This is a genomic window from Arthrobacter russicus (assembly GCF_031454135.1).
Lineage (GTDB): Bacteria > Actinomycetota > Actinomycetes > Actinomycetales > Micrococcaceae > Renibacterium > Renibacterium russicum.
Genome location: NZ_JAVDQF010000001.1, coordinates 3519102 through 3542946, shown reverse-complemented (window position 1 = coordinate 3542946; position 23845 = coordinate 3519102). Strand labels below are relative to the sequence as shown.

The following is a 23845-nucleotide window of genomic DNA, read 5'->3' as shown; positions in this document are numbered from 1 at the left end:
AACTTCAGATAGTCGTCTGCTTTTTGGTTAGCCGGTTGACGCGCAAACGGCTAACCAAAAAGCAGACGACTATCTAAAACGGGGGTTAATCAGCGTTTGGAGAGAGCTCCGGAAACCAGGAACGCCATCTCGAGCGACTGCATGTGGTTCAGGCGCGGATCGCAAACCGACTCGTAACGGGTCAGGAACGCCTCCTGGTCGATCGGATCAGCACCGCCCAAGCACTCGGCCACATCGTCGCCGGTCATCTCCACGTGCAAGCCTCCGGGGAACGTCCCCAACGCCTGGTGCACTTCGAAGAAGCCACGCACTTCGTCCATCACGTCGTCGAAATTCCGCGTCTTGTAGCCATTCGGCGAGGTCACGGTATTACCGTGCATCGGGTCGGTAACCCAGAGCACCTGGGCTCCGGAATCGGTGACCTTCTGCACCAACGCGGGCAGCTTCTCCCGGATGTTGTTCGCGCCCATCCGGGTGATGAACGTGATCCGGCCGGGTTCCCGGTTCGGGTCCAACTTGTCGATCAGCCGCAGCGCGTCGTCGCCGGACGTGTTCGGGCCGAGCTTGACGCCGATCGGATTGCGCACCCGGGAGAGGAAGTCAACGTGGGCGGCATCCAATTGCCGGGTCCGCTCGCCGATCCAGAGGAAGTGCCCGCTGGTGGCGTACGGAGTTCCGGTCCGCGAGTCGATCCGGGTCAGCGCCCGCTCGTAGTCGAGCAGCAACGCCTCGTGGCTGGCGAAGAACTCGGTGCGCTTGAGCGCCTCGAAGTCCGAACCGCAGGCTTCCATGAACCGGATCGCCCGGTCGATCTCCCCGGCCAACGATTCGTAGCGGGCATGCGCCGGGTTCTGCGTGAACCCCTTGTTCCAGTGGTGCACCAACCGCAGGTCGGCGAACCCGCCCTGGGTGAACGCCCGGATCAAGTTCAGGGTCGACGCCGAGGTGTGGTAGGCCCGCACCAAGCGTTGCGCATCGTGGCCGCGCGACTCCGGAGTGAACTCGTAGCCGTTGACCATATCGCCGCGGTAGGCGGGCAGGGTGAGCCCGTCCCGGGTCTCATCGTTGGACGAACGCGGTTTGGCGAACTGGCCGGCCATCCGGCCCATCTTGATCACCGGAAGCGAAGCGCCGTAGGTCAGCACTACCGCCATCTGCAGGATCGTCTTGACCCGGGCACTGATCTTGTCCGCGGTGGCACCGTCGAAGGTCTCTGCGCAATCGCCGCCCTGCAACAGGAACGCCTTGCCTTGGGCAGCAGCTGCGAGTCGGTCCCGCAAGATGTCCACTTCACCGGCAAAAACCAACGGGGGCAGCGAGGAAAGTTCTTTGATCGACGACTGATAAACCGCTTCGTCCTGCCACGTCGGCTGCTGGGAAATCGGCAGCGAGCGCCAGGCATCCAGGCCCGGGTAGTTCGCGGCACCGGCTTGGCCAAGCCGGACAGCAGAGTCGTCGATGGTCATGAAGGGTGAATTCGTCTGATCTTGCACGGCTTAAGCCTAGTTGTTCCGCGGCTCGGGTGTGCGGCCCACCCGTAACCTGCCCGGCGATCTTCGTCACACAGCAGGCGGATCACCGTCGGCGGCCTCGGAATCGGCCGCTGGTTCAACGGCTTCGGGCTGCGCCACAGCCTCGTCCTCGCGCAACGGGCTGTTGGCGACCGGCAGGTCCACCAGGGCTGCTTCGGTGCTTCCGCCCTTGCGTGCAGCCTGCCGTTCTTTGACCGTGCTCGCGTAGACATCCACGTATTCCTGACCGGAGAGCCGCATCAGCTCGTACATGATTTCATCGGTGACGCTGCGCTGCACGAACCGGTCGTCCGCCAAGCCCTGATAACGGCTGAAGTCGAGCGGCGCGCCGAAGATCAGCCGATCCGTCGGATATTGGGCAGCGTGCGCCCGATCGGCTGCACTTTGTCGGTGCCGATCATCGCGACCGGGATCACCGGGACCCCGGAAGCCAGGACCAGCTTGGCCACGCCCACCTTGCCGCGGTAGAGCTTCCCATCCGGACTGCGGGTGCCTTCCGGGTAGATCCCGAGCAATCCGCCCTGCGCCAGAACATCCGCTCCGGTGCTGAGCGAGTTCGCCGACGCCGCCCCGCCGGACCGGTCCATCGGCAGCTGATTGGTCAGCCGGAAGAACAATGCGGTGAGCTTGCCCTTGATCCCCTTGCCGGTGAAGTATTCGGCCTTGGCCAAGAACACCACCGGCCGCGGCACCATCAAGGGCATGAAAATCGAGTCGGAGAACGAAAGGTGGTTGCTGGCCAAGATCGCGGGCCCGTTCTCCGGCAAGTTGTCCAGCCCCTTGACCCAGGGGCGGAACAGCAGTTTGAGCACCGGACCCAAGAAGATCCGTTTCATCACCCAATAGAACACGCTGCTCACTTTCGTTCGCTCCGGAACGCCGCGGGCAGCACTGCTCTCTGTCCAGTCGCGGCAAAGCTCTCTGTCACCATACTCTAGTGAGATAACCTGCTCAGTGGGACTGTGCACGCAACAGAACAGTCCGCAGACGAAGCATGAAAGCCAAACGGAGGCACTGCAGATGGCCTTGCACGAACCAATGACGGCAGCCGGACACGGCGAACTGGCGCGGATCGGCGTCGTGGTTTCGCACGGCTTCTCCGGCTCCCCGGAAAGCGTTCGGCCCTGGGCCGAATATTTCGCCGGCCAAGGTTTCGCGGTGAACATGCCGTTGCTCCCCGGCCACGGCACCACCTGGGAGGAAATGGCGCGCACTCCCTGGCAGCACTGGTACACCGAAGTCGAAAGGGCCTACTTCGAACTCAGCGCCCAATGCGACCGGGTCTTCGTCGCCGGGCTCTCGATGGGCGGCGCGCTGGCGCTGCGGATCGCCGAACACCATCCGGTGGCCGGGCTGGCCCTGGTCAACCCGGCGCTGGCGGTCGTCGACCCGCGCGCGAAACTCGCCGGAGTGATGCGGCACGTGCTCAAATCGACGCCGGCGATCGGCAACGACATCTTGAAACCCGGAGTCGAGGAATACGCCTACGACCGGACCCCGGTGGCCGCGGTGGCGCAGCTGATGAAATTGATCAAAGACACCGCCGGCAATCTGCCCAAGGTGACCGCGCCGATCATGGTCTTCCAGTCGACCGTGGACCACATCGTGGCAGGCTCCTCGGCCGACCGGATCCGGGCCGGGGTTTCCAGCAAGGATCTGCACATCGTCAAACTGGCGAATAGCTACCATGTGGCTACCCTGGACAACGATGCGCCTGAAATCTTCGAGCGTTCCACCGCCTTCTTCAAGGAGCTGGCCGGTGTCCACAACTCCTGAACCGCGGAACGAGCCGAGCGAAGACGAGGTTTGGGCGGATTTGGTCTCCCGGCTCAAAGAGGACTCGGACAGCACGCTGCTCGGCCAGGCCGAAACCCCGGACGGCCCGGTCGGGCCCGCCGCGGCCAGCGAACCATCGCGCCCGGCCGGCGCCGGCTTCAGCCGCTTTGATCCGCTCAATGTCAGCAAAGCCGACGACTCCCCACCACCACGTCCGGTGTCCGGAGCGATGGCCGGTCCCCGGGACTACAGCCCGCCGGAAGACGATTCCGACGCCGAGTTCGTGCCGGCGGAACCCGCCTCGCTGGCCACGGTGGAACCGGCGATCGCGCTCGGCTGGGTCGGCGCCGTCGGCGCTCCGATCGCGTTGCTGCTGGCCGCGATGTTCTGGCGCGGCCTGCCGTGGTTCGCGATCGTGGGACTGGTGCTGGCCTTCATCGGTTCGGCCGGTTACCTGATCTACCGGATGCCCGGCCATCGGGACCACGACGACGACGGCGCCCAGGTCTGAGCCCTGCCCCTCTCACCCGGCTCGCCCGTCGGCTGAGCCGGCGGGTGCCGGCTCAGCGCGGCGGATTCCGGGACAGGTCCGCCGCACCGATCAGTCCGGCCCGCGGTCCCAGAGCGGCAAGCGCAATCGGCGCAGCCGGCCGGAACCCGCGGCCGGTGAGGTTCCGGCCGAAGGCGCGCCGGGCCGGTTCCAACAGCAGTTCCCCGGCTTCGCAGAGCCCGCCGCCGACCACGAACATGCCCGGATCGAGCGCGGCCGCCAAATTGGCCATGCCCAGGCCGAGCCAGCCGCCGACGTCGTCGATCAACTCGATCGAAGCCGGATCGCCCTGCCGGGCCAGTTCGGTGATCACCGCCCCGGTGATCGCCTCGACGTCGCCGTCCACCGCGCGCAGGATTTCCTGGGCCACCGGAGACTTGGCCCGGGCCAGTTCCCTGGCCTCGCGGCCCAGGGCGTTTCCGGACGCATATTGTTCCCAGCACCCACGGTTGCCGCATTCGCAACGGTGCCCGCCGGGCATGATCACCTGGTGGCCGAACTCCCCCGCGACGCCGAACTGGCCGCGCTCGATCCGGCCGTCCATCAGCATCGCGCCACCGATCCCGGTACCCAACGTGATGCAGACCAGTCGGCTCTCGCCTCGGCCCGCGCCGAACCGCCATTCGGCCCAGGCCGCGGCATCGGCGTCGTTGGTGAGCATCACCGGACGGCAGAGCAGCCGCTCCAGGTTGCTCCGCAGCGGTTCATTGCGCCAGGCCAGATGCGGACTGAACAACACGGTGCTGCCGCTGAGGTCCATCCAGCCCGCGGCACCGATGCCCACCGAAGCGATCCGATAGGCTCGGCCGAGTTCGCTCACCAACTCCACGATGGTGGCTTCCACCGCCCGCGGATCCCGGCCCGGAGTCTGCCTGCGCAGCTCGGCCAGCACGGTGCCCTGTTCATCAACCACCCCGGCCGCGACCTTGGTGCCGCCGATATCGATCCCGATCGCCAGATTCGGGCTCTCCGCCGGATTGACGATTTCAGGACGATCTGTTGTGGTTTCCCCGCAAAGGGGCGAAATTTCGCTGCTCATCAGGCATCATTCTAGGAGAACGCAGTCGCGGAACCTACCGGGATCTGCACGCGTTGGTTGGGAAACGACTCTGTGGCACACTAATGTTACTGACCAGTAGCTTTCCGCGGACAGCTACTCGGTTTAGCCGAAGATATCGAGGGAGCTATCGTGCAGGAAATTTCCGTACCACCCGTCGTCCAGATTCCGGAAACGGCGAATTGCACCGATTTCGTGGAACGGCGGGCCAGCGATCCGGTGAACCGCGCCCTGTTCGCGGTCCTGGACGCGCAGGGACAATGGCAGGACATCAAAGCCACCGAATTCCGCGCCGATGTGGTCGCCCTGGCCAAGGGGCTCATCGCCGCCGGCATCAAGCCCGGCGACCGGGTCGGAATCATGTCCCGGACCCGGTACGAATGGACTCTGGTGGACTTCGCGATCTGGTACGCCGGCGGCGTTTCGGTGCCGATTTACGAAACTTCCTCGCCGAGCCAGATCGCCTGGAATCTGGCTGATTCCGGCGCGATCGCAGCCTTCGGCGAAGCCGAACAGCACCTTGCCGGCCTGCGCCAAGCGGTGGCTTCCGAAGGCCTCGATGCGGTGCAGCACCTGTGGCAGTTGACTGATGGCGGCCTGGACGAGCTCCGCACCGGCGGCGCGCAGATCAGCGACGACGAGGTGGAACGCCGTCGTTCCGGAATGGGACTGCGGGATCTGGCCACCATCATCTACACCTCGGGCACCACCGGCCGGCCCAAGGGCGTCGAACTCACCCATGGCAACTTCGTGGAACTCGCCGACAATGCGCTCGGAGTGCTCGGCGACGAAGTCGTCACCGAAGGCGCGCAGACCATCATGTTCTTGCCGCTGGCCCACGTCTTCGGCCGCTACATCGCGGTGATGAACATCGCCGGCGGAGCCCGGGTGGCGCATACCCCGGACATCAAGAACCTGCTCGCCGATTTCCAGAGCTTCCAACCGACCTACATTCTGGCCGTGCCGCGGGTTTTCGAAAAGGTCTACAACGGAGCGGTGCTCAAGGCCGAGTCAGAGGGCAAAGGGAAGATCTTCGGCAAAGCAGTCGAAGTGGCCATCGCGTATTCCCGTGCCCGGCAGGACGGCAAGGTGCCGTTCTGGCTCAACCTGCAGCACACGGTCTTCGACAAGTTGGTCTACAGCAAATTGCGCACCGCGATGGGCGGCCAGCTGCAATACGCCGTCTCCGGCGGCGGCCCGCTGGGCGAACGGCTGGGGCACTTCTTCTTCGGCGTCGGCGTGATGATCCTCGAAGGCTACGGTCTGACCGAAACCACGGCGCCGGTCACGGTGAACCGGCCCGATCAGTTCAAAATCGGCAGCGTCGGCAAACCGCTGCCGGGCAATGCGGTCAAAATCGCGGCCGACGGCGAAGTCCTGGTCAAAGGCGTCTGCGTAGCTCGGGGCTACTACGGCCGGCCGGACCTGACCGCCGAAACCTTCGAAGACGGCTGGCTGCGCACCGGCGACATCGGCGAGCTCGACGCCGAAGGGTACTTGCGGATCACCGGGCGCAAAAAGGAAATCATCATCACCGCGGGTGGCAAGAACGTCGCGCCGGCGCAGCTGGAAGACCAGATCCGCGCCAATGCGCTGATTTCGCAATGCGTCGTGGTCGGTGAGGGCAAACCGTTCATCGCCGCCCTGATCACCCTGGACGAAGAAGCCCTGCCGCAATGGGCCGGGCAGAATGGCCTGGCCAAAGACATCAGCTCGGAGCAGGCCAGCACCGATCCGACGGTCCTGGCCGCGGTGCAGAAAGCCGTGGACCGGGCCAATGAATCGGTTTCGCACGCCGAAGCGATCAAGGCCTTCCGGATCGTGCCGACCGATTTCTCCGAGTCCTCCGGGCATCTGACGCCGTCGCTGAAGATCAAGCGGGCCCAAGTGCTCAAAGATTTCTCCGCGGTGGTCGAAGACATTTATTCGGCACCCAAGCCGGCCTAGCCCCGGCAAGCCGTCGAGCGACGAGAAGCCGCCCCGGATCTGATCCGGGGCGGCTTCTCGTTTTCGAGCGGTTAGATGCGCCTGGCTGGCGCACTGGATGTGTCCCAACGGTTTTGTCCCACCGGGTCGGTATTTCGAGTGGGACAAAATGGTTGTGGCCCACTCAGCGGGCAGACTCGGTGGGACCGAGCCGCGAATTCTCGCCCCCGCTCAGAGTCCTTGCAGCTCGTCCACCACGAGCGCCGCCAGTTCGATCACGGCAGCCCGGGTCGCCGGCTTGAGCTGGTCCAAGCTCACCCGGCTGCCTTCGGCCAAGTGCCGGTCGTAGGGCAGCCGCAACACCGATTTCACCCGGGAACGGAAGTGGTCTTCGATTTCCTCGATATTGACCAGGGTGCCTTCGCCGGCCGACATGTTGACCACGACGATCGCCCGGGCCACCAAATCCTGCCGGCCATGCGCCTCCAGCCAGGACAAGGTTTCCGAGGCCAGCCTGGCTTCGTCGACGCTGCCGCCGGAGACCAAGACCACCGAATCGGCCTTTTCCAAGGTGCCCTTCATGACCGAGTGCACCATTCCGGTACCGGAATCGGTGAGCACGATCGAATAATAACGGCTCAGGATCTCGGTCACCGCGCGGTAGTCCGCGTCGTCGAACGCCTGGGCGACCGCCGGATCGGTGTCCGAGGCGAGCACATCGAGCCGGGAACCGTCCCGGGCCACATAGGCAGCCAATTCGGAGAACGTGTTCACGTCGAAACGGTTCTTCACCAGTTGCCGCGCGGTGAAATCGGCGCGTCCCGGGGACCGGTCGGACAGTGTGCCGCGGTCCGGATTGGCATCCATCGCGATCACCCGGTCTTCGCGCAGGTCCGCAAGCGCCATGCCGAGCAGCGTGGTCACCGTGGTCTTGCCGACGCCGCCCTTGCGGGAAAGCACCGGAACATAGCGGGTACGTCGCCCCAGACGCATCGCGATCCGGTGTTCCTGGGCCCGGCGCAACCGCACCTTGTCCGAATCGCCGACGTTGATGTAGCCCAGCGACGCCGAGTAGAGCAGGCGCCGCCAACCGGAAACCGGCGGGGTCTCCCGGCCGGCGAGCAGCCGGTCCGCAGTCAAGGCGGCAGCCGGCTCCGGGCCGTCCTCGCGTTCCCGCCGCGCACTGGGCCGGGTTTCCGACTCCGCGGCTTCGGTTTTCGGCGAGCTGCTGCTGCCCGCGGAAGGCTGCCAGGCGCTGAGCTCGTCGTAGACCGGCTCCGTCGAAGCCGGCGGCGCGGCCGCCGGAGTCTCGGCGACCACTGCGGTTTGCACAGCCTGCGTCGCCGCAGCGGCCGGCTCTTGGCCAGCCGGGGCTTCTTCAGTGCCGGGCGCGAGCCGAGCGGCTTCCTCGGCAGCCGCTTCGGAAGCGTCTGCCGAAGCATCAACGGTTCCGGAACCCGGCTCCGCCGGCTCGCCGGGGTTGTCGGTTTCCGCACCGGCGACCGTGATGACCGGGCCGACCGCCGTCATCACTCCAGTACTCGACGGGTCCCCTGCAGCGTCGTGGCTGAGATCCCCGTTCGAGCGCGGTTCAGTCTCAGCTGTGTCCTGTGCCATTGCGTTCTCTATCTCTCGGCATGCTGTTCGGAGTTCAGCATGGATCAGCATTCACCCTAACCCACAGGAGATTCCTAGAACCAGCCGAGATGTCGAAACCTCCTGGGAATTTCCTGAAGCTCCGCCGGATGCTGCGGCTTCAGCTGCCGACCACGATCAACAGATCTCCGCCCTGCACCTGCTCCACCGGGCCGATCGCGGCCCGGGTCACGGTGCCCGCGACCGGACTGGTGATCGAGGCCTCCATCTTCATCGCTTCGATGGTCGCCACGGTCTGACCGGCCTGGACCGCGCTGCCGGCTTCCACCAGCAAGGTCACCGCGCCGGCGAACGGTGCCGCGATCTGGCCCGGGCTGCTTGGGTCGGCCTTCTCAGCCGCTTTGACCTTCGACTCGATGCTGCGGTCCCGCACGCTGATCGGCCGGGATTGGCCGTTCAACGTGCACATCACGGTCCGCATGCCCTTTTCGTCGGCGTCCGAGATGGCTTCCAAGGAAGCGATCAACCGGACCCCTTTGCCCAGCGGGATGATGTGTTCCTGACCTTGTTGCAGGCCGAACAGGTAGTCCCGGGTGTCGAGCACCGAAACATCGCCGAAGCTGTCCCGGACCGCCTGGAAGTCCTTCGTCGGGCCGGCGAACAGCAACCGGTTGAGCGTGCTGCGCCGGATGGCGGACTCGCCAGCCAGCCCGGCCGAATCCTCGGCGCTGAGCTCCACATCGCGGACTTTGACTTCCCGACCCTGCAGCGCTTTGCTGCGGAACGGCTCGGGCCAGCCCCCCGGCGGGTCGCCGAGCTCTCCGGAGAGGAAGCCGATGACCGAATCCGGAATGTCGTAGTTCTGCGGGTTTTCTTCGAAGTCGGCCGGATCGGCGCCCAGGCCGACCAGGTGCAGGGCCAAATCGCCTACCACCTTGGACGAGGGGGTCACCTTGACCAGGTGGCCGAGAATCCGGTCCGCCGCCGTGTACATGTCTTCGATGGCTTCGAACCGTTCGCCCAGGCCCAACGCGATCGCCTGCTGCCGGAGATTGGAAAGCTGCCCACCGGGGATCTCGTGTTGGTAGACCCGGCCGGTCGGTCCCGGCAGCCCGGATTCGAACGGCGCGTAGAGCCTCCGGACTGCTTCCCAGTACGGTTCCAAGGCGCCGACGTTCGCCAGAGCGATCCCGGTGTCCCGCGGCGTATGGGCCAATGCCGCGACCAAAGCCGAAGCCGAAGGCTGGCTCGTCGTGCCGGCCAGGGACGCCGAGGCCACATCCACCGCGTCCACGCCGGCCTCGGACGCCGCCAGCAGGGTCGCCAATTGGCCGCCCGCGGTGTCGTGCGTGTGCAGGTGCACCGGCACATCGAACCGTTCCCGGAGCGCGCTGACCAGTTTCGCCGCGGCAGCCGGGCGGAGCAGGCCCGCCATGTCCTTGATCGCCAGGATATGCGCGCCGGCATCGACGATGCGCTGCGCCAACTCCAGGTAGTAGTCCAGGGTGTAGAGCTTTTCTTCCGGGTCGAGCATGTCGGAGGTGTAGCACAGCGCGACTTCGGCCACCGCGGTCCCGGTGGCGCGGACCGCTTTGATCGCCGGAGCCATCTGGTTGACGTCGTTGAGCGCGTCGAAGATCCGGAAGATGTCGATGCCGCTCGCCGCCGCCTCCTGGACGAAGGCCTCGGTCATTTCCTCCGGATAGGGCGTGTAGCCCACCGTATTGCGGCCACGCAGCAGCATCTGCAGACAGATGTTCGGCAAGGCTTCGCGCAAGGCGGTCAACCGTTCCCAGGGGTCTTCGCCGAGGAAGCGCAGGGCCACGTCATAGGTCGCACCGCCCCAGGCCTCCACCGAAAGCAGCTGCGGGGTCAGTGCGGAAACCGCGGGGCCGGCCGCCAACAGGTCGCGGCTGCGCACTCTGGTGGCCAGCAAGGACTGATGGGCATCGCGGAAGGTGGTGTCGGTGACCGCGAGCGCGGTTTGCGCCCGCAACTCGGCGGCAAAGCCTTCCGGCCCCAACTCGGCCAATCGCTGCCGCGACCCGGCCGGGGGCCGGCCTTCGGGCAGCTTCGGCAGCTTTGCTGCCGGATCGGAATGCACGGTGAGTTCACCGTGCGGTTTGTTCACCGTGACATCGGCCAACCAGGTCAGCAGCTTCGTGCCCCGGTCTGCCGAGGGCCGGATTTTGAGCAGTTCCGGGCGCTCCTCGATGAAGCTCGTCGCCACATTGCCGGCGATGAAATCCGGATCGTCCAGCACCGCTTGCAAAAACGGGATGTTCGTCGAGACCCCGCGGATCCGGAACTCGGCCAAAGCCCGCCTGGCCCGGGCCACTGCGGCGGGATAATCCCGGCCGCGGCAGCTGAGCTTGACCAGCATCGAGTCGAAGTGCGGGCTGATTTCCGCCCCGGAGTAGACCGTGCCGCCGTCCAGCCGCACCCCCGCGCCGCCGGCGGAACGGTACCCGGTGATCTTGCCGACGTCGGGACGGAACCCGTTTGCCGGATCCTCCGTGGTGATCCGGCATTGCAGCGCGGCGCCTTTGATCGACACGGTCTCCTGGCTCAGCCCGAGGTCCGCCAAGCTCGCCCCCGAAGCAATCCGCATCTGGGCCTGCACCAGGTCGACGTCGGTGATTTCCTCGGTGACCGTGTGCTCCACCTGGATCCGCGGGTTCATTTCGATGAAAACGTGCTGCCCGGCCCGCTCCCCCGCGGTGTCCACCAAAAACTCCACGGTGCCGGCGTTGACGTAGCCCAAGGCTTTCGCGAAGGCCACGGCATCGCGGTAGAGCGCTTGCCGGATCGACTCGTCCAGTTGCGGGGCCGGCGCGATTTCGATGACCTTCTGGTGCCGCCGCTGCAGCGAGCAGTCGCGCTCGAACAGGTGCATCACATTGCCCTGCGCATCGGCCAGGATCTGCACTTCGATGTGCCGGGGCCGCAGCACGGCCTGCTCCAGGAACATGGTCGGATCGCCGAACGCGGCATCTGCCTCGCGCATCGCCGCGTTGAGGGCTTCGGGCAGGTCCTCGCGGGTTTCCACCCTGCGCATGCCGCGTCCGCCACCGCCGGCGACGGCTTTGGCGAAGATCGGAAAACCGATCTCGTCCGCGGCCGCGATCAGTTCGGCGACGTCCTTGGACGGCTCGGAGGATTTGAGCACCGGCACTCCGGCTTTGCGCGCGGCCTTGAGCGCAGCCACCTTGTTGCCGGCCAGTTCCAGCACCTCGGCCGGTGGCCCGATGAAGGTGATGCCGGCAGCTGCAGCGGCTCTGGCCAGATCCGGATTTTCGCTCAGGAATCCGTAGCCGGGGTAGATCGCATCGGCTCCGGCTTCCTGGGCCACCCGCACGATCTCGGCGACGTCCAGATAGGCCCGGACGGGGTGTCCTTCTTCGCCGATCAGGTAGGCTTCATCGGCTTTCTGCCGGTGGATCGAGTTACGGTCCTCATAAGGGAAAACGGCGACCGTCTTGGCGCCGAGCTCGTAGCTCGCGCGGAACGCGCGGATTGCGATTTCGCCCCGGTTGGCCACCAGAATCTTGGAAAACATGCATTCCCCTTGTTTGCTGAGTCGACTTTTAATCCCCCCGATACTGCTGGGCCAGCATACCGGTTCCCCGGTGCAGATTTAGTGTCCGCCGTCACTTGGTTACGCCAAGCGGATCTGCCCGGGCACCTGCATCCGGGTAGATCCGCACCGCAGTTCCCGCAATAACCGGCATTCTGCCCCGGTCGCACATATGATGAGGAGAGGTTCAGGCAGACCGGACGACGATCAAATCTATTCAGTGGGGATCTCGAGTGCAGGTAGTGAGTATCAGCTCTTTGAAGGGCGGCGTAGGCAAAACCTCCGTGACCTTGGGGCTCGCCTCGGCAGCTCTGGCCGCGGGCATTCCCACGCTGGTGATCGACCTCGACCCGCATGCCGATGCAACCACCGGCCTCGGGGTGCGACCCGGCGGGCAGCTCGACATCGGCCGGATGCTGAAGAACCCGCGGAAGGCCGATTTGACCCGCCAAGTCCAGCCCTCCGGCTGGCTGGAACACGTCCCGGCCGGCACGGAAGCAGCTGCGCAACGCCCCAGTTCGCGGCGCGGTGCCGGACACCGGGCTGATGCACGGGCGACCTCGACCGTGCTCGACGTCGCCGTCGGCTCCGCCTATTCCGGGATCTTCGACCGGCCGGATTTGGGCCGCCGCGATTTGCGCCGGCTTTCCGCGGTGTTGGCCGGGCTCACCCGGAACACCCAAGTGATCGGCGGCAAGCCGGACTACGAACTCGTCCTGGTCGATTGCCCGCCGTCGTTGAACGGGCTGACCAGGATCGCGTGGACCGCCTCGGACAAAGTCCTCCTGGTCGCCGAACCAGGGCTTTTTTCCGTTGCCGGCACGGAACGGACGCTGCGCGCCATCGAACTTTTCCGCAATGAGTTCGCGCCGAAGCTCAGCGCCGCCGGAATCGTGGCGAACCGGGTCCGGCAGTCCTCTGCCGAACACGAGTACCGGCTCGATGAAATGGCCACCATGTTCGGTTCCTTGTTGCTGACGCCGACGATCGCCGAACAGGCCAACTGGCAGCAGATCCAGGGCGCTGCCCGCGCGGTGCACCACTGGCCCGGAGACGCGGCGAAGACCGCTGCAGCAGGCTTCGACGCCCTGTTGCAGCAAATCCTCGGCCGCTGACTACCGCTTCCGGCGCCGGCTGAAGCCGGAACCGGCCAACCCTGCCGCGATGAGCAGCGCTGCCGCAGCCAGCGCCCAGAGGTCGACGCCGGTTGCGGCGAGTGGTTCGCCATCAGCCACCGGCACCGTGGCAGCGGCGGTGCCGGATGCCGGTGGCAGGGCCGGAGCCTCGGTAGCCGGAGCAGTCACCGAGATGTCGATGGTTTTGGAGACCGGCCGAGCCGGCAATTTGCGCAGATCCACCACGAGGTATTCCCCGTCGTCCTGTTTGCCGTCCGGCAGCAGTTTCGGATGCAGCACGTATGGATTCTGGCTACCGGGTTGCACCGCGTCGATGCCGAAGTCATTGTCGTTGGAGATCAGCAGCTTGTTGCCGCCGTCGAACGGGAAGACACCCTCGATCTTGTCGTGCCCGAAGAACGCCCCGCTCGGGTTGAGCGTGCTGACCAAAGCACCCAGGTCCAAACTCAGTTTTTTGGCCGCCGGCTTGATCCCGAGGTCCGCCAGCGCGGCGCCGGCTGCGGCCGTCGGGCGCTCGCCGAGCGTGGCCTCGATGGTCTTGCCGGCCAGCAACAAGCCGCCCTTTCCGCCGTCGTACCCGGCCCCGGGCAGCTGCGCGGCCGGTCCGACGTCGGTGGCGCCGCTGATGTCCACCCGATAGAACAGCTTGCGCCCGCCGGGCTGGAGGTTGCCGTCCCGTTCGTCGATCAGGAATTCGGTCGCCGACAGTGCGGTGATTTCGCTGACCGCGTCCTTGGTGGTCGCCGGATCCTCCAGCAGCACCAGGTATTCATGCACTGCCCGGTCTGCCAAGCCGATCGTGACGATCCGGGTGGCCGCGATTTTCTTCGCGCTGACGCCCTTGGCCAGATCCGGTTGGTTGAGGGCGCTCTGCATGATGCCGACCAGGGTCTTGCCGTCCGGGGTGATGGTCAGTCCTTCCATGCCCTGATTCGGCGTCCGGTTCGCAAGCTCCGCCGGCAGACCGCCGCCGAACGGGCTCATCCTACCGATTTCCCGGCCGGTGGCGTCGAAATGGACGATGAATGGACCGTATTCGTCCGAGACGTAGAAACTGCCGTCCGGCATCGCCACCAAGCCTTCGGAGTCCAGTCCGTAGGGCGAGGCCGGAAGCACCCTGCCATCGAGGTCCTGGATGGTCTCGCCGGTCGATGCCGAGGAGTTCACCTGCCCGTTCATCGGGGTGCCGTCCGCGGCCTTGAGCGGAATGCTGCGCAACAGGACGGCTTTGCCTTGATCGAGTTGGAACTCGCCGATCGACGGGGTGAAGTCCGGAATCGCCTCGATCTTGAGGTTTTTCGCCGGTCCGTCCACGTTCGGGCCCCGGTCCGTCAACCCGTAGACGCGTCCGGGTTTGCCCGGCACCGGTGCCACTGACGAACCGAATCCCCCTGCCGTGATCGGCACCGAGCTGAAGGAAGCCAAAGCCGGCAGGTCCGTCTGGAAGAGCTGCACCGCGTCCGAGCTGTCCACCCGGAATGAATCCGGGCCCAGATAGCCCGGTTCGGGGGTGTAGCGGTAATCGCCGTTCGGTGCGATCGCCAAGCGGCCGTGCGAGGGTTGGTTGTGCCCGACCACGGTGTGCTGGTAGTCGGGATTCCCGGCGAAGGCATTGCCGGAAACCGCGGTGTTCATCGCGGTGCTGATCGAATCCGGGGTTTCTGCGCTGCCGGGCGGTTCGGCTTGGGCGGGCAGCCCGCTTGCGGCCAGCAGGAGGCCGGAGAGCACGATGACGGCTACCCGGCGGCCCTTGGAATCAAGGGTTTTCCGGAGGCGGCCAGCGGCAAAGACTGAGTGATTGACGGGCATGCTGAAACGCTGCCAGCAAGGAGTGAACGTTTTCCGCCCGGCAAAAGAACAGCAGGCGAACAGCGACCGGAAGTCCGGTGCCGGGAAGCAGGCTCAGGAAATCCGTCGCGCCGCGCGCCGCTTGCCCAACTCGTCGTCCGGGAAGGACTGGTCCTCAGCGTGTTCGCTCGGCAATTCGGAGAGGCTGCCTTCGACTTCGCGCCAGACTTTGCCCACCGCGATTCCGAACACGCCTTGGCCGCCCTGCACCAGGTCGATGACTTCGTCGGCGGAGGTGCATTCATACACCGAGGCGCCATCGCTCATCAACGTGATTTGGGCCAGATCGTCGACCCCGCGCTCCCGCAGGTGCTCGACTGCAGAACGGATCTGCTGCAGCGAAACCCCGGTGTCCAGCAGGCGTTTGACCACCTTGAGCACCAAGATGTCACGGAACCCGTAGAGCCGCTGCGAGCCGGAGCCGGCGGCGTTGCGCACGGTCGGCTCGACGAGACCGGTACGTGCCCAGTAATCGAGCTGACGATAGGTGATTCCGGCGGCTTTGCAAGCCGTGGGTCCGCGGTAACCCGCGTCTTCATCCAGAACAGGGAGGTCCTCGGTGAAAAGCAATCCTTGCGCCCCGGCAGGTATCACCGTGGTGGGACTGGCGGCTTGTTTCAGCTCGCCACCCTCGCCTTTCGGACTCATCGGACCCTCCGTCGTTGATCTGTCAAAGTTCCCGGGGAAGGTACGTCCGGAATCCGTCACCACTGTGCGGAAGTACGCACGATCAGAAGCTCATCGGTGTAACTTCTCAATCCAGTGTGACGATAGATCGCCGGACATGCAATGGGAACTGTCTAATCCGACGTTAGAACCGCAGCGGGCATTGGTCAAAGACGCTAGCAAAAATCTTCCGGCGTGTCGAAAGTTTAACCTTCAGGTCTAACCTGAATGAAACCTCAGCGATCCGCTCAGTTGCCGAAGTCTTCCGGTTCGACGTCGTCCAAAAAGGCCCGGAACCGCTGCACTTCCGTTTCATCGTCCTCGGGGGCGGAACCGTCATCGTCGCCGATCCGCACTCCGGCCTCGTCCAAGACGACATCGGCGCACCAGATCTGGCAATGCGCGCGTTGCGCGAGCGCCAAAGCATCCGAGGCCCTGGATCCGATCACGGTTCCGTCGTCGAGCACCAGCTGGGCGTAGAACACCGCGTCTTCCACCGCGGTGATCGTCACATGCGCCAGGCTCAACCCGACGGCAGCCAGAAGATCGCCGAAAAGATCATGGGTCAACGGCCGGGGCGGCGCGACGCCTTGCTGGGCGATCGCAATCGCACTGGCTTCCGGAGTGCCGATCCAGATCGGCAGGTGCCGCTCGCCGTCGACTTCCTTGAGCAGCACCAGGGGCTGACTGGACGGCATCTCGATCCGGACGCCGACGAGTTCGAGTTCAATCATCTGAACCCATGCCGTTCACCGTTCAGCTGTCCATCCGGGCAATATGGCCCTGGACCAAGGCGGAATGCAGGGAAAGGCACAGATCGCTGATTTCGCGGGCGGACTCGGCCGCACGGGCTTGGGAGGCGCCGTCGCGCCGCGAGGCCAAAGGCGATACCACCCGTTCGACCAGACCGAACTCGCGTTCCGCAGCGGCCTGGAACGGGCGCAGGTGGCGCGGTTCCAAGCCGTGCGCGGCAAGCGCAGCGCAGGCTTTCGCCACCCGCAGCGCGTGGTCGTCGAAATGGCCCGCCTCGGCAGCGATCAAGCCGAAGCTGAGCAGCGACTCCAACAGCTCGTTGCTCGCGCCGGACTCGACTCGGAGTTGCTCCACGCTGAGCCGCCGGGCCCGGCCGGCCATTTCGGCGGCCAGTTCCGGGTTCACCGGACGCGGCGCGATCGAGGCGCTGACTCCGGGCGGGAGGTTCTCCGGCCCTTCGCCGCGGTCGATCGAATCGAGGTAGTCCCGGATCACTTTCAAGGGCAGATAGTGGTCGCGCTGCAAGGCCAGCACGAAGCGCAGCCGTTCCACGTCCGATTCGGTGAACTGCCGGTATCCCGCTGCCGTCCGCTGCGGCGTGACCAAGCCCTTCTCCTCGTAGAATCGGATTTTCGACGCGGTGACCGAAGGAAAGTCTTCGGTGAGCTGCGCGAGCACTTCGCCGATGTTGAAGATGACCGGTCGCCCGGCATAAGCGTGCGCGTCACCGAGCCGGTTTTCACCGGCCGCCCGACGCGCCCCCTGTACTGCCACTCAAGCCGCCCTAGGCTTTCGAGCTGGCGTAGTAGGTCAAGCGGAACTTGCCGATCTGAACCTCGCTGCCGGTTCGCAACAGCACGGAATCCACCCGGTCGCCGTTGACGTAGGTTCCGTTGAGGCTGCCCGAATCGACGACCCGGAAGCCATTGCCTTCGCGGCGGAACTCCACGTGCCTGCGGGATACCGTGACGTCGTCGAGGAAGACATCCGCATCCGGGTGCCGGCCGGCCAACGTGGTCTCCGAGTCCAAGAGGAACCTGGCTCCCTGATTGGGCCCGGAGTGCGCGATCAAAAGCGCCGAACCAGCCGGGAGCGCCGCTACCGCAGAAAGTTCTTCATTGCTCAAATTCGGCTGGATCGCCGGCTCGGCCGAAGCCGAAGGCACATGGATCGACGTGGTTTCGGAAGCCTTGGGCGTGTGAGCCTCTTCCGGCGTCGCGTTCACGGCGTCGCGCTCATTGCCACCCATCTGAGTTCCTCCCCTGTTTTCATTCCTGCAATCCTTCCAGAACCGTTGTTCCGGAAGCTCCAAATGGTCTATTCCGGCATCGGGAGCCGGGCTGCGGATTGCTCCGCCCGGCGCGATGCGAGGTATCAGACTACCCTACCTGCTGTTCGTACTCCGAGGCACTGAGCAGGCTCTCGTGGGACGATGCATCGTCGAGTTTGATCTCCAGCAACCAGCCTTCGCCGTACGGGTCCGAGTTGATCAGTGCCGGGTCGCTGTCCAGACCTTCGTTCCGGGCCACCACCTCGCCGCTGAGCGGAGCGAAGATGTCGCTGACGCTCTTCGTGGACTCGACCTCGCCGACCACGTCATTGGCGGTGAGCGCACTGCCGACTTCGGGAACCTGGACATAGACCACGTCGCCCAAGGCGTCCTGGGCGAAATCCGTGATGCCCACCCGGACCACGCCTTCGGCATCGGGTGCGCTGACCCACTCATGCTCGGCGGTATAGGAAAATTCAGCGGGAATGTTGCTCATGGGGCGCCTTTCAGGTCTAAATTCTGCAACGGATCGGGCCGGGACGACCAGCAGCGCAAAACTGCTACCCCCAGTCAACAGTGAGCCGATGGCCCAGGGCAAGTGCCCAGCCTGCCGGATGGCCTGGTGCACCGGACAAACTGACGGACTCGAATCACAAAACTGACCGTTCCCCACGTTCCGCAGCGCCGAGTCCGTCCGGGGTGCCGCTCCCCGGGATGCCGAAGAGGGCGGGGCAGCCTTGCCTGCGCAAAGCCGCCCCGCCCTCTCCAACGGGCTCCCGGCCCCGGTGACCGGGGCCTGGTCGCCGCTCAGATCATGCCGGCAGGTTCAGCACCTGGCCGGGGTAAATCAGGTTCACATCGCTGATGCTGTCCGCATTGGCGTCCGCCAACAGATCCCAACCACCGGAAATCTGCAAAGCTTTGGCGATGCTGCTGAGCGTGTCCCCGGCTTTGACCGTGTAAGTCTCGCCCGAGACCGGCACCGTGCCGGCATGCGCCGGAGCTTGTGCCGCGGGAGCCTGCTGCACCGGAGCCTGCCGCACCGGGGTCTGGGCCGCCGGGGCTTGGGCGACGGGAGCCTGGGCAGCCGGAGCCTGGTACGCCTGCGGCGCGGCTCCGCTCTTGCCGCTCAGGCCGAGTTTGGCCGAACAAGCCGGCCAAGCACCCCAGCCTTGGGTTTGGAGCACTCGCTCGGCAACCGCGATCTGCTGCTCGCGGGAGGCGTTCTGCGCACTCCCGACGCCGCCGTTCGCAGCCCAAGTGCTGGGGGTGAACTGCAGCCCGCCGCCGAAGCCGTTGCCGGTGTTGATCGACCAGTTGCCGCCCGATTCGCACTGTGCCAGTGCGTCCCAGGTGCTGCTGTCGGCTGCTTGCGCACCCGTGCCGGTCACGGCGACGCCGGCTCCGGCAATCGCGGCAATGGCCAGAACCCGGCCAGCGGTACGACGAAATTTTGAATTCTGCATCATTGGTTTTGACACTTCCGGTCACCCGAACGGAGCATTCCGCTACCGAACCACCGCCGCCCGCTTCCTCATGTGGGGACAAATCATAGGCAATCCTCCGTGGCGGTGCCGGGTGCGAGGTGCCTGCTCAGCTTCCGACGGCGCAATGCCGAACGGGAGCTTTCCATCGACGCTACGGGAAGCACCAAACGATAACAAACTGATAACGACGCGAAACCGGCTGATTCCGGAAAACACAGAATTCGAAATCCCCGCCAGCGCGGCGATCCGCGCCGGCGGCTATGAAGTCGCTGAGATTCTGGCCACAACGGCGTTTTGCGCCTGATTCAGAGCTTGACCCCGGTTCTGCGGAGCATTTCCTTGGCGATGATTTCGCCGTGCTTCGCCGGCAACAATCTGGCGAGCAGATCCAGCGCTTTGGCCTCTTTGGTAATCACCAAACGGTTTTTCCCGGCGGCCACCGCGTTCAAGATCTGCTCTGCCGCGACGCGGGGATCCATGGTGAGCACCTTGTTGAACGAACTGCGGACCTGGTCCACATCCCCACGGGTGAGATTCGCGCCGAGCCGGGCGTTGTTCGCGACATTGGTCTTGATCCCGCCGGGATGCACCTGGAGCACCTTGATTCCGAAGCGCGAGACCTCGGTGCGCAATGACTCGGAAAAGCCACGGATCGCGAATTTGCTCGCCGTGTACGCAGTCTGCCCCGGAGTGCCGATCAAGCCGAAGAGACTTGAAATATTGATCATCAGGGCCGAATCGGCCGCGCGGAGATCTGGCATGAATGCCTTGCTCATCCGGACCGCGGCCCAGAAATTCACCGCCATCACGAATTCGATGTCAGCCAGCGAAACATCCTCGAAGGTGCCGCCCAAGGCCACCCCGGCGTTGTTGATCAGCATGCTGACCCGCTCGTGACTGCGCCGGACTTCCTCGGGCAGAGCCGCAATCGGTGCTGCTTCGGAAAGGTCGACCACATGGGTGCTGATGGTCAGTTTCGGATAATTGGCCCGCAACCCGGCTGCCAGGGCCTCCAGCGGCGCCGCATCCTTGTCGATGATTGCCATATCCATACCGCGCATCGCCAGACCTTTGGCGGTCGCTTCGCCGATGCCGCTTGCGGCCCCGGTGAGTACTGCGGCGCCGGATACATAGGGGAACTCAGACATGGGGAGATACCGCTTTCTTGGTCGGGATGGCGGACAGGACAGGATGACGGGGTTTGAAAAACCGATAGCTGGCCGCATCGAAGCGGCCGAGCTTGCGCCGGAACGCAGCCGCCCGCTCCGGCCAGAGCGTGGTGTTCTTGCCGGTGCTGCTGAGGTAATAGCTCGAGCAGCCGCCGCGGGTCCAGACCAGCCGGGCCAGGCGTTTCTGCAGCCAGCGGTTGTATGCCCGCTGGGCGGCCTCCGTGGGCGCCAACTCCACCGCGCCGCGCCGTTCTGCCGCGTTGAGCGCAGCCAGGACATAACGCACCTGGGCTTCGATCATGTAGATGATCGAATTGTGGCCGAGGGCGGTGTTCGGTCCGACGATCAGGAAGAGGTTCGGGTAACCGGTCACCGTGGTCCCGCGGTGCGCCTCGAAATCCGCGCCCCACCTCTGGGCCAACGAGACGCCGTCGCCGTCCCGGATCAAACCGGCGATCTTCGGCTGCGTGGCATTGAACCCGGTACCGCAGATCAAGACGTCGGCTTCGCGTTCCACGCCGTCCGCAGTGACGATGCCGCGTTCGGTGACCCTGACCACGGCGTCGGTGACCAGCTCCACATTGGGTTTTTGCAGCGCATTGAAATAGTTGTCCGAAATCAGGATCCGTTTGCAGCCGATCCGATAGTCCGGGGTGAGCTTGGCCCGGAGCCCCGGATCCTTGACCTTGCGATTGAGGTAGCTCAGCGCGAAGTCCTGCATGACCCGGTTGAACCGTGCGGTACTCAGGCCCAGATGCCGGGTCTCCAGAATCCGGAATTTCCGCTGCCGGTCGAGTTTCTGCAGCACGGGGTATTTGGCGAACACGGCACGGCGTTTCGCCGAGGTCTCCCGCCAACCCCGCGGGACGATCCATGGTGGTGTCCGCTGGAAGACGTGGACTTCGCCGGCCACGCCTTGCACCTGCGGAATGAACTGGATGGCGCTGGCACCGGTGCCGATGACCGCGACCCGTTTGCCGGCGAGATCGACGGTGTGGTCCCATTGCGCCGAATGGAACCGGACCCCTCGGAACTCGTCCAGCCCGGCCAAATCCGGCCATTTCGGCGTGATCAAGGGGCCGTGGCCGGAAATCAGGTATCTGGCGAGCAAACTGCCCCGGTTCGTCGAAATCCGCCAACGCTGCCGATCCGGCAACCAATCGGCACCTTGCAGTTCGGTGCCGAAACTGATGCTGCCCGGGGCTGCCGCCGAGAGGTCCGAGCCGGCCGGCGCGCCGTCGGGCTCCAGCAAGCCGTAGTCCGCGGCAACCTGCTGCAGGTAGGCCAGGATCTCGGGCTGCGCGGCGTAATTGCTGGACCAGTGCGGATTCGGCTGGAAGGAGAAGGAGTAGAGGTCGCTGGGGATATCGCAGGCGCAACCCGGGTAGGTGTTGTCCCGCCAGGTGCCGCCGACCGTGCTGCCGCGTTCGAGCACGATGAAATCCCGGCGACCGTGCCGGACGAGTTCGCAGGCGACTCCCAGCCCGGAGAACCCGGCTCCGATCACGGCGATTTCGATGCTGGCCTCAGGCATCGGCGTTTTCCGCCAAAAACGGCCCGACGACCGCCAGGAATTGTTCCGGAACCTCGGTCATCGGCATATGGCCCACCCGCTGGAAGAGGTGGAATCGGGCGGCCGGCAGTTCGCGCCGCGCATTGGGCAGATGACTGGCCGGCAGGATCTTGTCGTGGCTGCCCCACAGCACCAGCGTGGGATGGGACAAGGGACGATAGCCGTCCAGAAGCTCCCGGCGCCAACCTTCGGCCGCGCCGAAGAAGCTGCCCAGGGCGACGCCGGATTCGACCGAGGCGCGCATCGCCTGCTCCTGGCCCAAAAGGTCGTAGCCGAGGTTGACCCGTTCCCGGGTCACGATGCGCTGGTCCCGGTACAACGAACTCTCCACCGCCCGGGCCATCCGCATATTCGGCCGGAGCAGCAGCGGCTTGATCACTTTTCCGCCGATCACCGGAATGGCCAATGCCCGAATCGCCACGGTCACCGACTTGCCGAATCCAGCGCTGTTCACCAGGACCACCCGCTCCACCCGGTCCGGATCCTGCACCGCGGCTTTCATGGTGACTGCACCGCCCAGCGAATTGCCCACCAGGCGTACTGGCCCGGAGACGCCGAGCGCATCGAGGAAATCCCAAACGTGCTCGGCCAAGGCTTCCAGGTTGTAGCTGGGCAAGCCTTCAGAAAAACCGAATCCGGCCAGATCCGGAGCCAGCACCCGGTATTGCTTGGACAAGGGTTCGATCACCTGGCCCCAATCCTCCAGGCTCCGCACGATGCCGTGCAACAGCACCAGCGGCGCACCGTCGCCCAGATCTGCATACCGGGTGCTGCGGCCCTTGACCGAAATTCGCTTCAGGCTGAGGCCGGGGGGCAAAACAGGCATCATGAACCTCTCTTCGTTGAGTCTCAATACACAATGTATTCAAAACATTCTGTATTGGATAGACTTTTTCCATGATTGGTTCCGAGAAAGTTCCGCGGCGCAGGTCCGAAACCCGCAAACGCCTGATCGCAGCGGCCGGCGAGCTTCTCGTGGAACACGGGATCCACAAGGCGAGCATCGAAGAGATCTGCGAACGCGCAGGATTCACCCGGGGCGCCTTCTATTCGAACTTCGAGTCCGTGGACGAGCTGCTGTTCGCCCTCTACGAGTGGAACATCGAGCTCTATCTGGATCGCCTCGAAGAGGTCCTGTCCAGCACTGCGGCGACGCCGGACGTCGGCGAGATCGTTGGCAAAGTGCTCAACCTGCTTCAGGTCGGCAGCCATTGGCAGCTGCTCAATGCCGAATTCACCGCCCAAGCCCTGCGCAACCCGCTGGCCGCTGCGGCGCTCTCCGAACACCGCCGCCGGCTCCGGGAAAGACTGGAACCGATCCTGCTGAGCGCGATCGAGCGGGCCGGCCGCAAACCGACGGTGCCGATCTCGGTCTTGATCCGAGTGGTCATGGCCGCACACGAAGGCGCCATGACGCACAGCCACTTCCCGGACCCTGGAGCCCCGGAGCCCGCAGACCTGAGCCCGCTCACCCTGCAATGCATTCTCAGCGCGCTCACCACCCCGGACCGGCAACCCGCCTCAAAATAGCCAGCGAATTGCTAAATTTCTAACCACTCGGATAACCGAATGGCCATCTCAGTGATAGCGCGGAAGCGCCCGCCGAGGCGCCCGCTGCGCCTATCTTTGCGGTAGTCGATCCCAAATTTGCACCAAGGCGACCCAACCCGCTTATACGCCACTTTGCCTACTTTTCAACCGGAGCATTCTGGGGAAAGTCGGCAATGTAATCAAGGTCACAAAATCACGGCGACAGACCGTCGCGCACGCCGGCAAAAAATTCACAGCGCGGCTCCCGATCCTTGAATTTAAAGGCAACTTGCCCCTTCAAGCCGCGACCGGACAACTATTGCGACGCTAAGTCGCAATAAATCGCCGGATCGCTCCTGAGCACAATACCCGAGGTGAATTGCCCGCACCCGGACGTTT

Annotated in this window: 19 protein-coding genes and 1 pseudogene; 5 read left to right on the top strand and 15 right to left on the bottom strand. The window is 64.9% G+C overall.

What is annotated here, in order from left to right:
• Positions 1 to 89 precede the first annotated feature (89 nt).
• Positions 90 to 1466, bottom strand: coding sequence for a class II 3-deoxy-7-phosphoheptulonate synthase (locus JOE69_RS16605; RefSeq protein WP_309801360.1), 1377 nt, complete (start codon positions 1464 to 1466; stop codon positions 90 to 92).
• A gap of 93 nt (positions 1467 to 1559) precedes the next feature.
• Positions 1560 to 2383: pseudogene (locus tag JOE69_RS16600) on the bottom strand (lysophospholipid acyltransferase family protein).
• 169 nt (positions 2384 to 2552) lie between these two features.
• Between JOE69_RS16600 and JOE69_RS16595 the strand changes: the two are divergent.
• A complete protein-coding gene (locus JOE69_RS16595; RefSeq protein WP_309800650.1) occupies positions 2553 to 3308 on the top strand; it encodes an alpha/beta hydrolase in 756 nt (251 codons plus the stop codon).
• Positions 3292 to 3819, top strand: a complete 528-nt coding sequence (locus tag JOE69_RS16590; RefSeq protein WP_309800648.1) for a hypothetical protein — start codon at positions 3292 to 3294, stop codon at positions 3817 to 3819. Before JOE69_RS16595 ends, JOE69_RS16590 begins: the two co-directional genes overlap by 17 nt.
• Before the next feature lie 52 nt (positions 3820 to 3871).
• On the opposite strand, the gene JOE69_RS16585 is transcribed toward JOE69_RS16590, so the two are convergent.
• The gene (locus JOE69_RS16585) at positions 3872 to 4897 is read right to left on the bottom strand and encodes an ROK family glucokinase (protein WP_309800646.1); all 1026 of its coding nucleotides are present in this window, start codon (positions 4895 to 4897) and stop codon (positions 3872 to 3874) included.
• Between the two features lie 150 nt (positions 4898 to 5047).
• Here JOE69_RS16585 and JOE69_RS16580 point away from each other — a divergent pair, with 150 nt between their 5' ends.
• Positions 5048 to 6862, top strand: coding sequence for an AMP-dependent synthetase/ligase (locus JOE69_RS16580; RefSeq protein ID WP_309800644.1), 1815 nt, complete (start codon positions 5048 to 5050; stop codon positions 6860 to 6862).
• Positions 6863 to 7072: 210 nt separating this feature from the next.
• On the opposite strand, the gene JOE69_RS16575 is transcribed toward JOE69_RS16580, so the two are convergent.
• Together JOE69_RS16575 and JOE69_RS16570 are read right to left on the bottom strand one after the other, a co-directional pair.
• Positions 7073 to 8458: a MinD/ParA family ATP-binding protein gene (locus tag JOE69_RS16575; RefSeq protein WP_309800642.1), complete on the bottom strand. Its 1386-nt coding sequence runs from the start codon at positions 8456 to 8458 to the stop codon at positions 7073 to 7075.
• Positions 8459 to 8597: 139 nt separating this feature from the next.
• Positions 8598 to 11996, bottom strand: coding sequence for a pyruvate carboxylase (locus JOE69_RS16570; RefSeq protein WP_309800640.1), 3399 nt, complete (start codon positions 11994 to 11996; stop codon positions 8598 to 8600).
• A gap of 251 nt (positions 11997 to 12247) precedes the next feature.
• Here JOE69_RS16570 and JOE69_RS16565 point away from each other — a divergent pair, with 251 nt between their 5' ends.
• Entirely contained in the window at positions 12248 to 13129 is an 882-nt protein-coding gene (locus tag JOE69_RS16565; RefSeq protein WP_309800639.1) for a ParA family protein, read from the top strand.
• On the opposite strand, the gene JOE69_RS16560 is transcribed toward JOE69_RS16565, so the two are convergent.
• The 10 genes from JOE69_RS16560 to JOE69_RS16515 all read right to left on the bottom strand — a co-directional run bounded on the left by JOE69_RS16560 (position 13130) and on the right by JOE69_RS16515 (position 22742).
• The gene (locus JOE69_RS16560) at positions 13130 to 14959 is read right to left on the bottom strand and encodes an esterase-like activity of phytase family protein (protein ID WP_309800637.1); all 1830 of its coding nucleotides are present in this window, start codon (positions 14957 to 14959) and stop codon (positions 13130 to 13132) included.
• Positions 14960 to 15052: 93 nt separating this feature from the next.
• The gene (locus JOE69_RS16555; protein WP_296361377.1) at positions 15053 to 15646 is read right to left on the bottom strand and encodes a MerR family transcriptional regulator; all 594 of its coding nucleotides are present in this window, start codon (positions 15644 to 15646) and stop codon (positions 15053 to 15055) included.
• Positions 15647 to 15912: 266 nt separating this feature from the next.
• Positions 15913 to 16398 (bottom strand): bifunctional nuclease family protein, encoded by a 486-nt coding sequence (locus tag JOE69_RS16550; RefSeq protein ID WP_296361376.1) that lies wholly within the window; start codon positions 16396 to 16398, stop codon positions 15913 to 15915.
• Between the two features lie 22 nt (positions 16399 to 16420).
• On the bottom strand, positions 16421 to 17113 hold the full coding sequence (gene ftsR / locus JOE69_RS16545; protein WP_296362075.1) for a transcriptional regulator FtsR: 693 nt from the start codon (positions 17111 to 17113) through the stop codon (positions 16421 to 16423).
• Between the two features lie 88 nt (positions 17114 to 17201).
• Complete coding sequence (locus JOE69_RS16540) at positions 17202 to 17666, bottom strand: FHA domain-containing protein (protein ID WP_309800635.1); 465 nt, start codon at positions 17664 to 17666, stop codon at positions 17202 to 17204.
• A gap of 130 nt (positions 17667 to 17796) precedes the next feature.
• A complete protein-coding gene (gcvH, locus tag JOE69_RS16535) occupies positions 17797 to 18183 on the bottom strand; it encodes a glycine cleavage system protein GcvH (protein WP_309800633.1) in 387 nt (128 codons plus the stop codon).
• Between the two features lie 316 nt (positions 18184 to 18499).
• The gene (locus JOE69_RS16530; protein ID WP_309801358.1) at positions 18500 to 19153 is read right to left on the bottom strand and encodes a transglycosylase family protein; all 654 of its coding nucleotides are present in this window, start codon (positions 19151 to 19153) and stop codon (positions 18500 to 18502) included.
• 326 nt (positions 19154 to 19479) lie between these two features.
• Complete coding sequence (locus JOE69_RS16525; RefSeq protein ID WP_309800630.1) at positions 19480 to 20322, bottom strand: SDR family NAD(P)-dependent oxidoreductase; 843 nt, start codon at positions 20320 to 20322, stop codon at positions 19480 to 19482.
• On the bottom strand, positions 20315 to 21877 hold the full coding sequence (locus JOE69_RS16520; protein WP_309800629.1) for a flavin-containing monooxygenase: 1563 nt from the start codon (positions 21875 to 21877) through the stop codon (positions 20315 to 20317). Before JOE69_RS16520 ends, JOE69_RS16525 begins: the two co-directional genes overlap by 8 nt.
• Complete coding sequence (locus JOE69_RS16515; RefSeq protein ID WP_296361367.1) at positions 21870 to 22742, bottom strand: alpha/beta fold hydrolase; 873 nt, start codon at positions 22740 to 22742, stop codon at positions 21870 to 21872. The genes JOE69_RS16520 and JOE69_RS16515 overlap by 8 nt, the downstream gene beginning before the upstream one ends.
• Before the next feature lie 71 nt (positions 22743 to 22813).
• Between JOE69_RS16515 and JOE69_RS16510 the strand changes: the two genes are divergently transcribed.
• Complete coding sequence (locus JOE69_RS16510; RefSeq protein ID WP_309800622.1) at positions 22814 to 23446, top strand: TetR/AcrR family transcriptional regulator; 633 nt, start codon at positions 22814 to 22816, stop codon at positions 23444 to 23446.
• Positions 23447 to 23845: the final 399 nt, after the last annotated feature.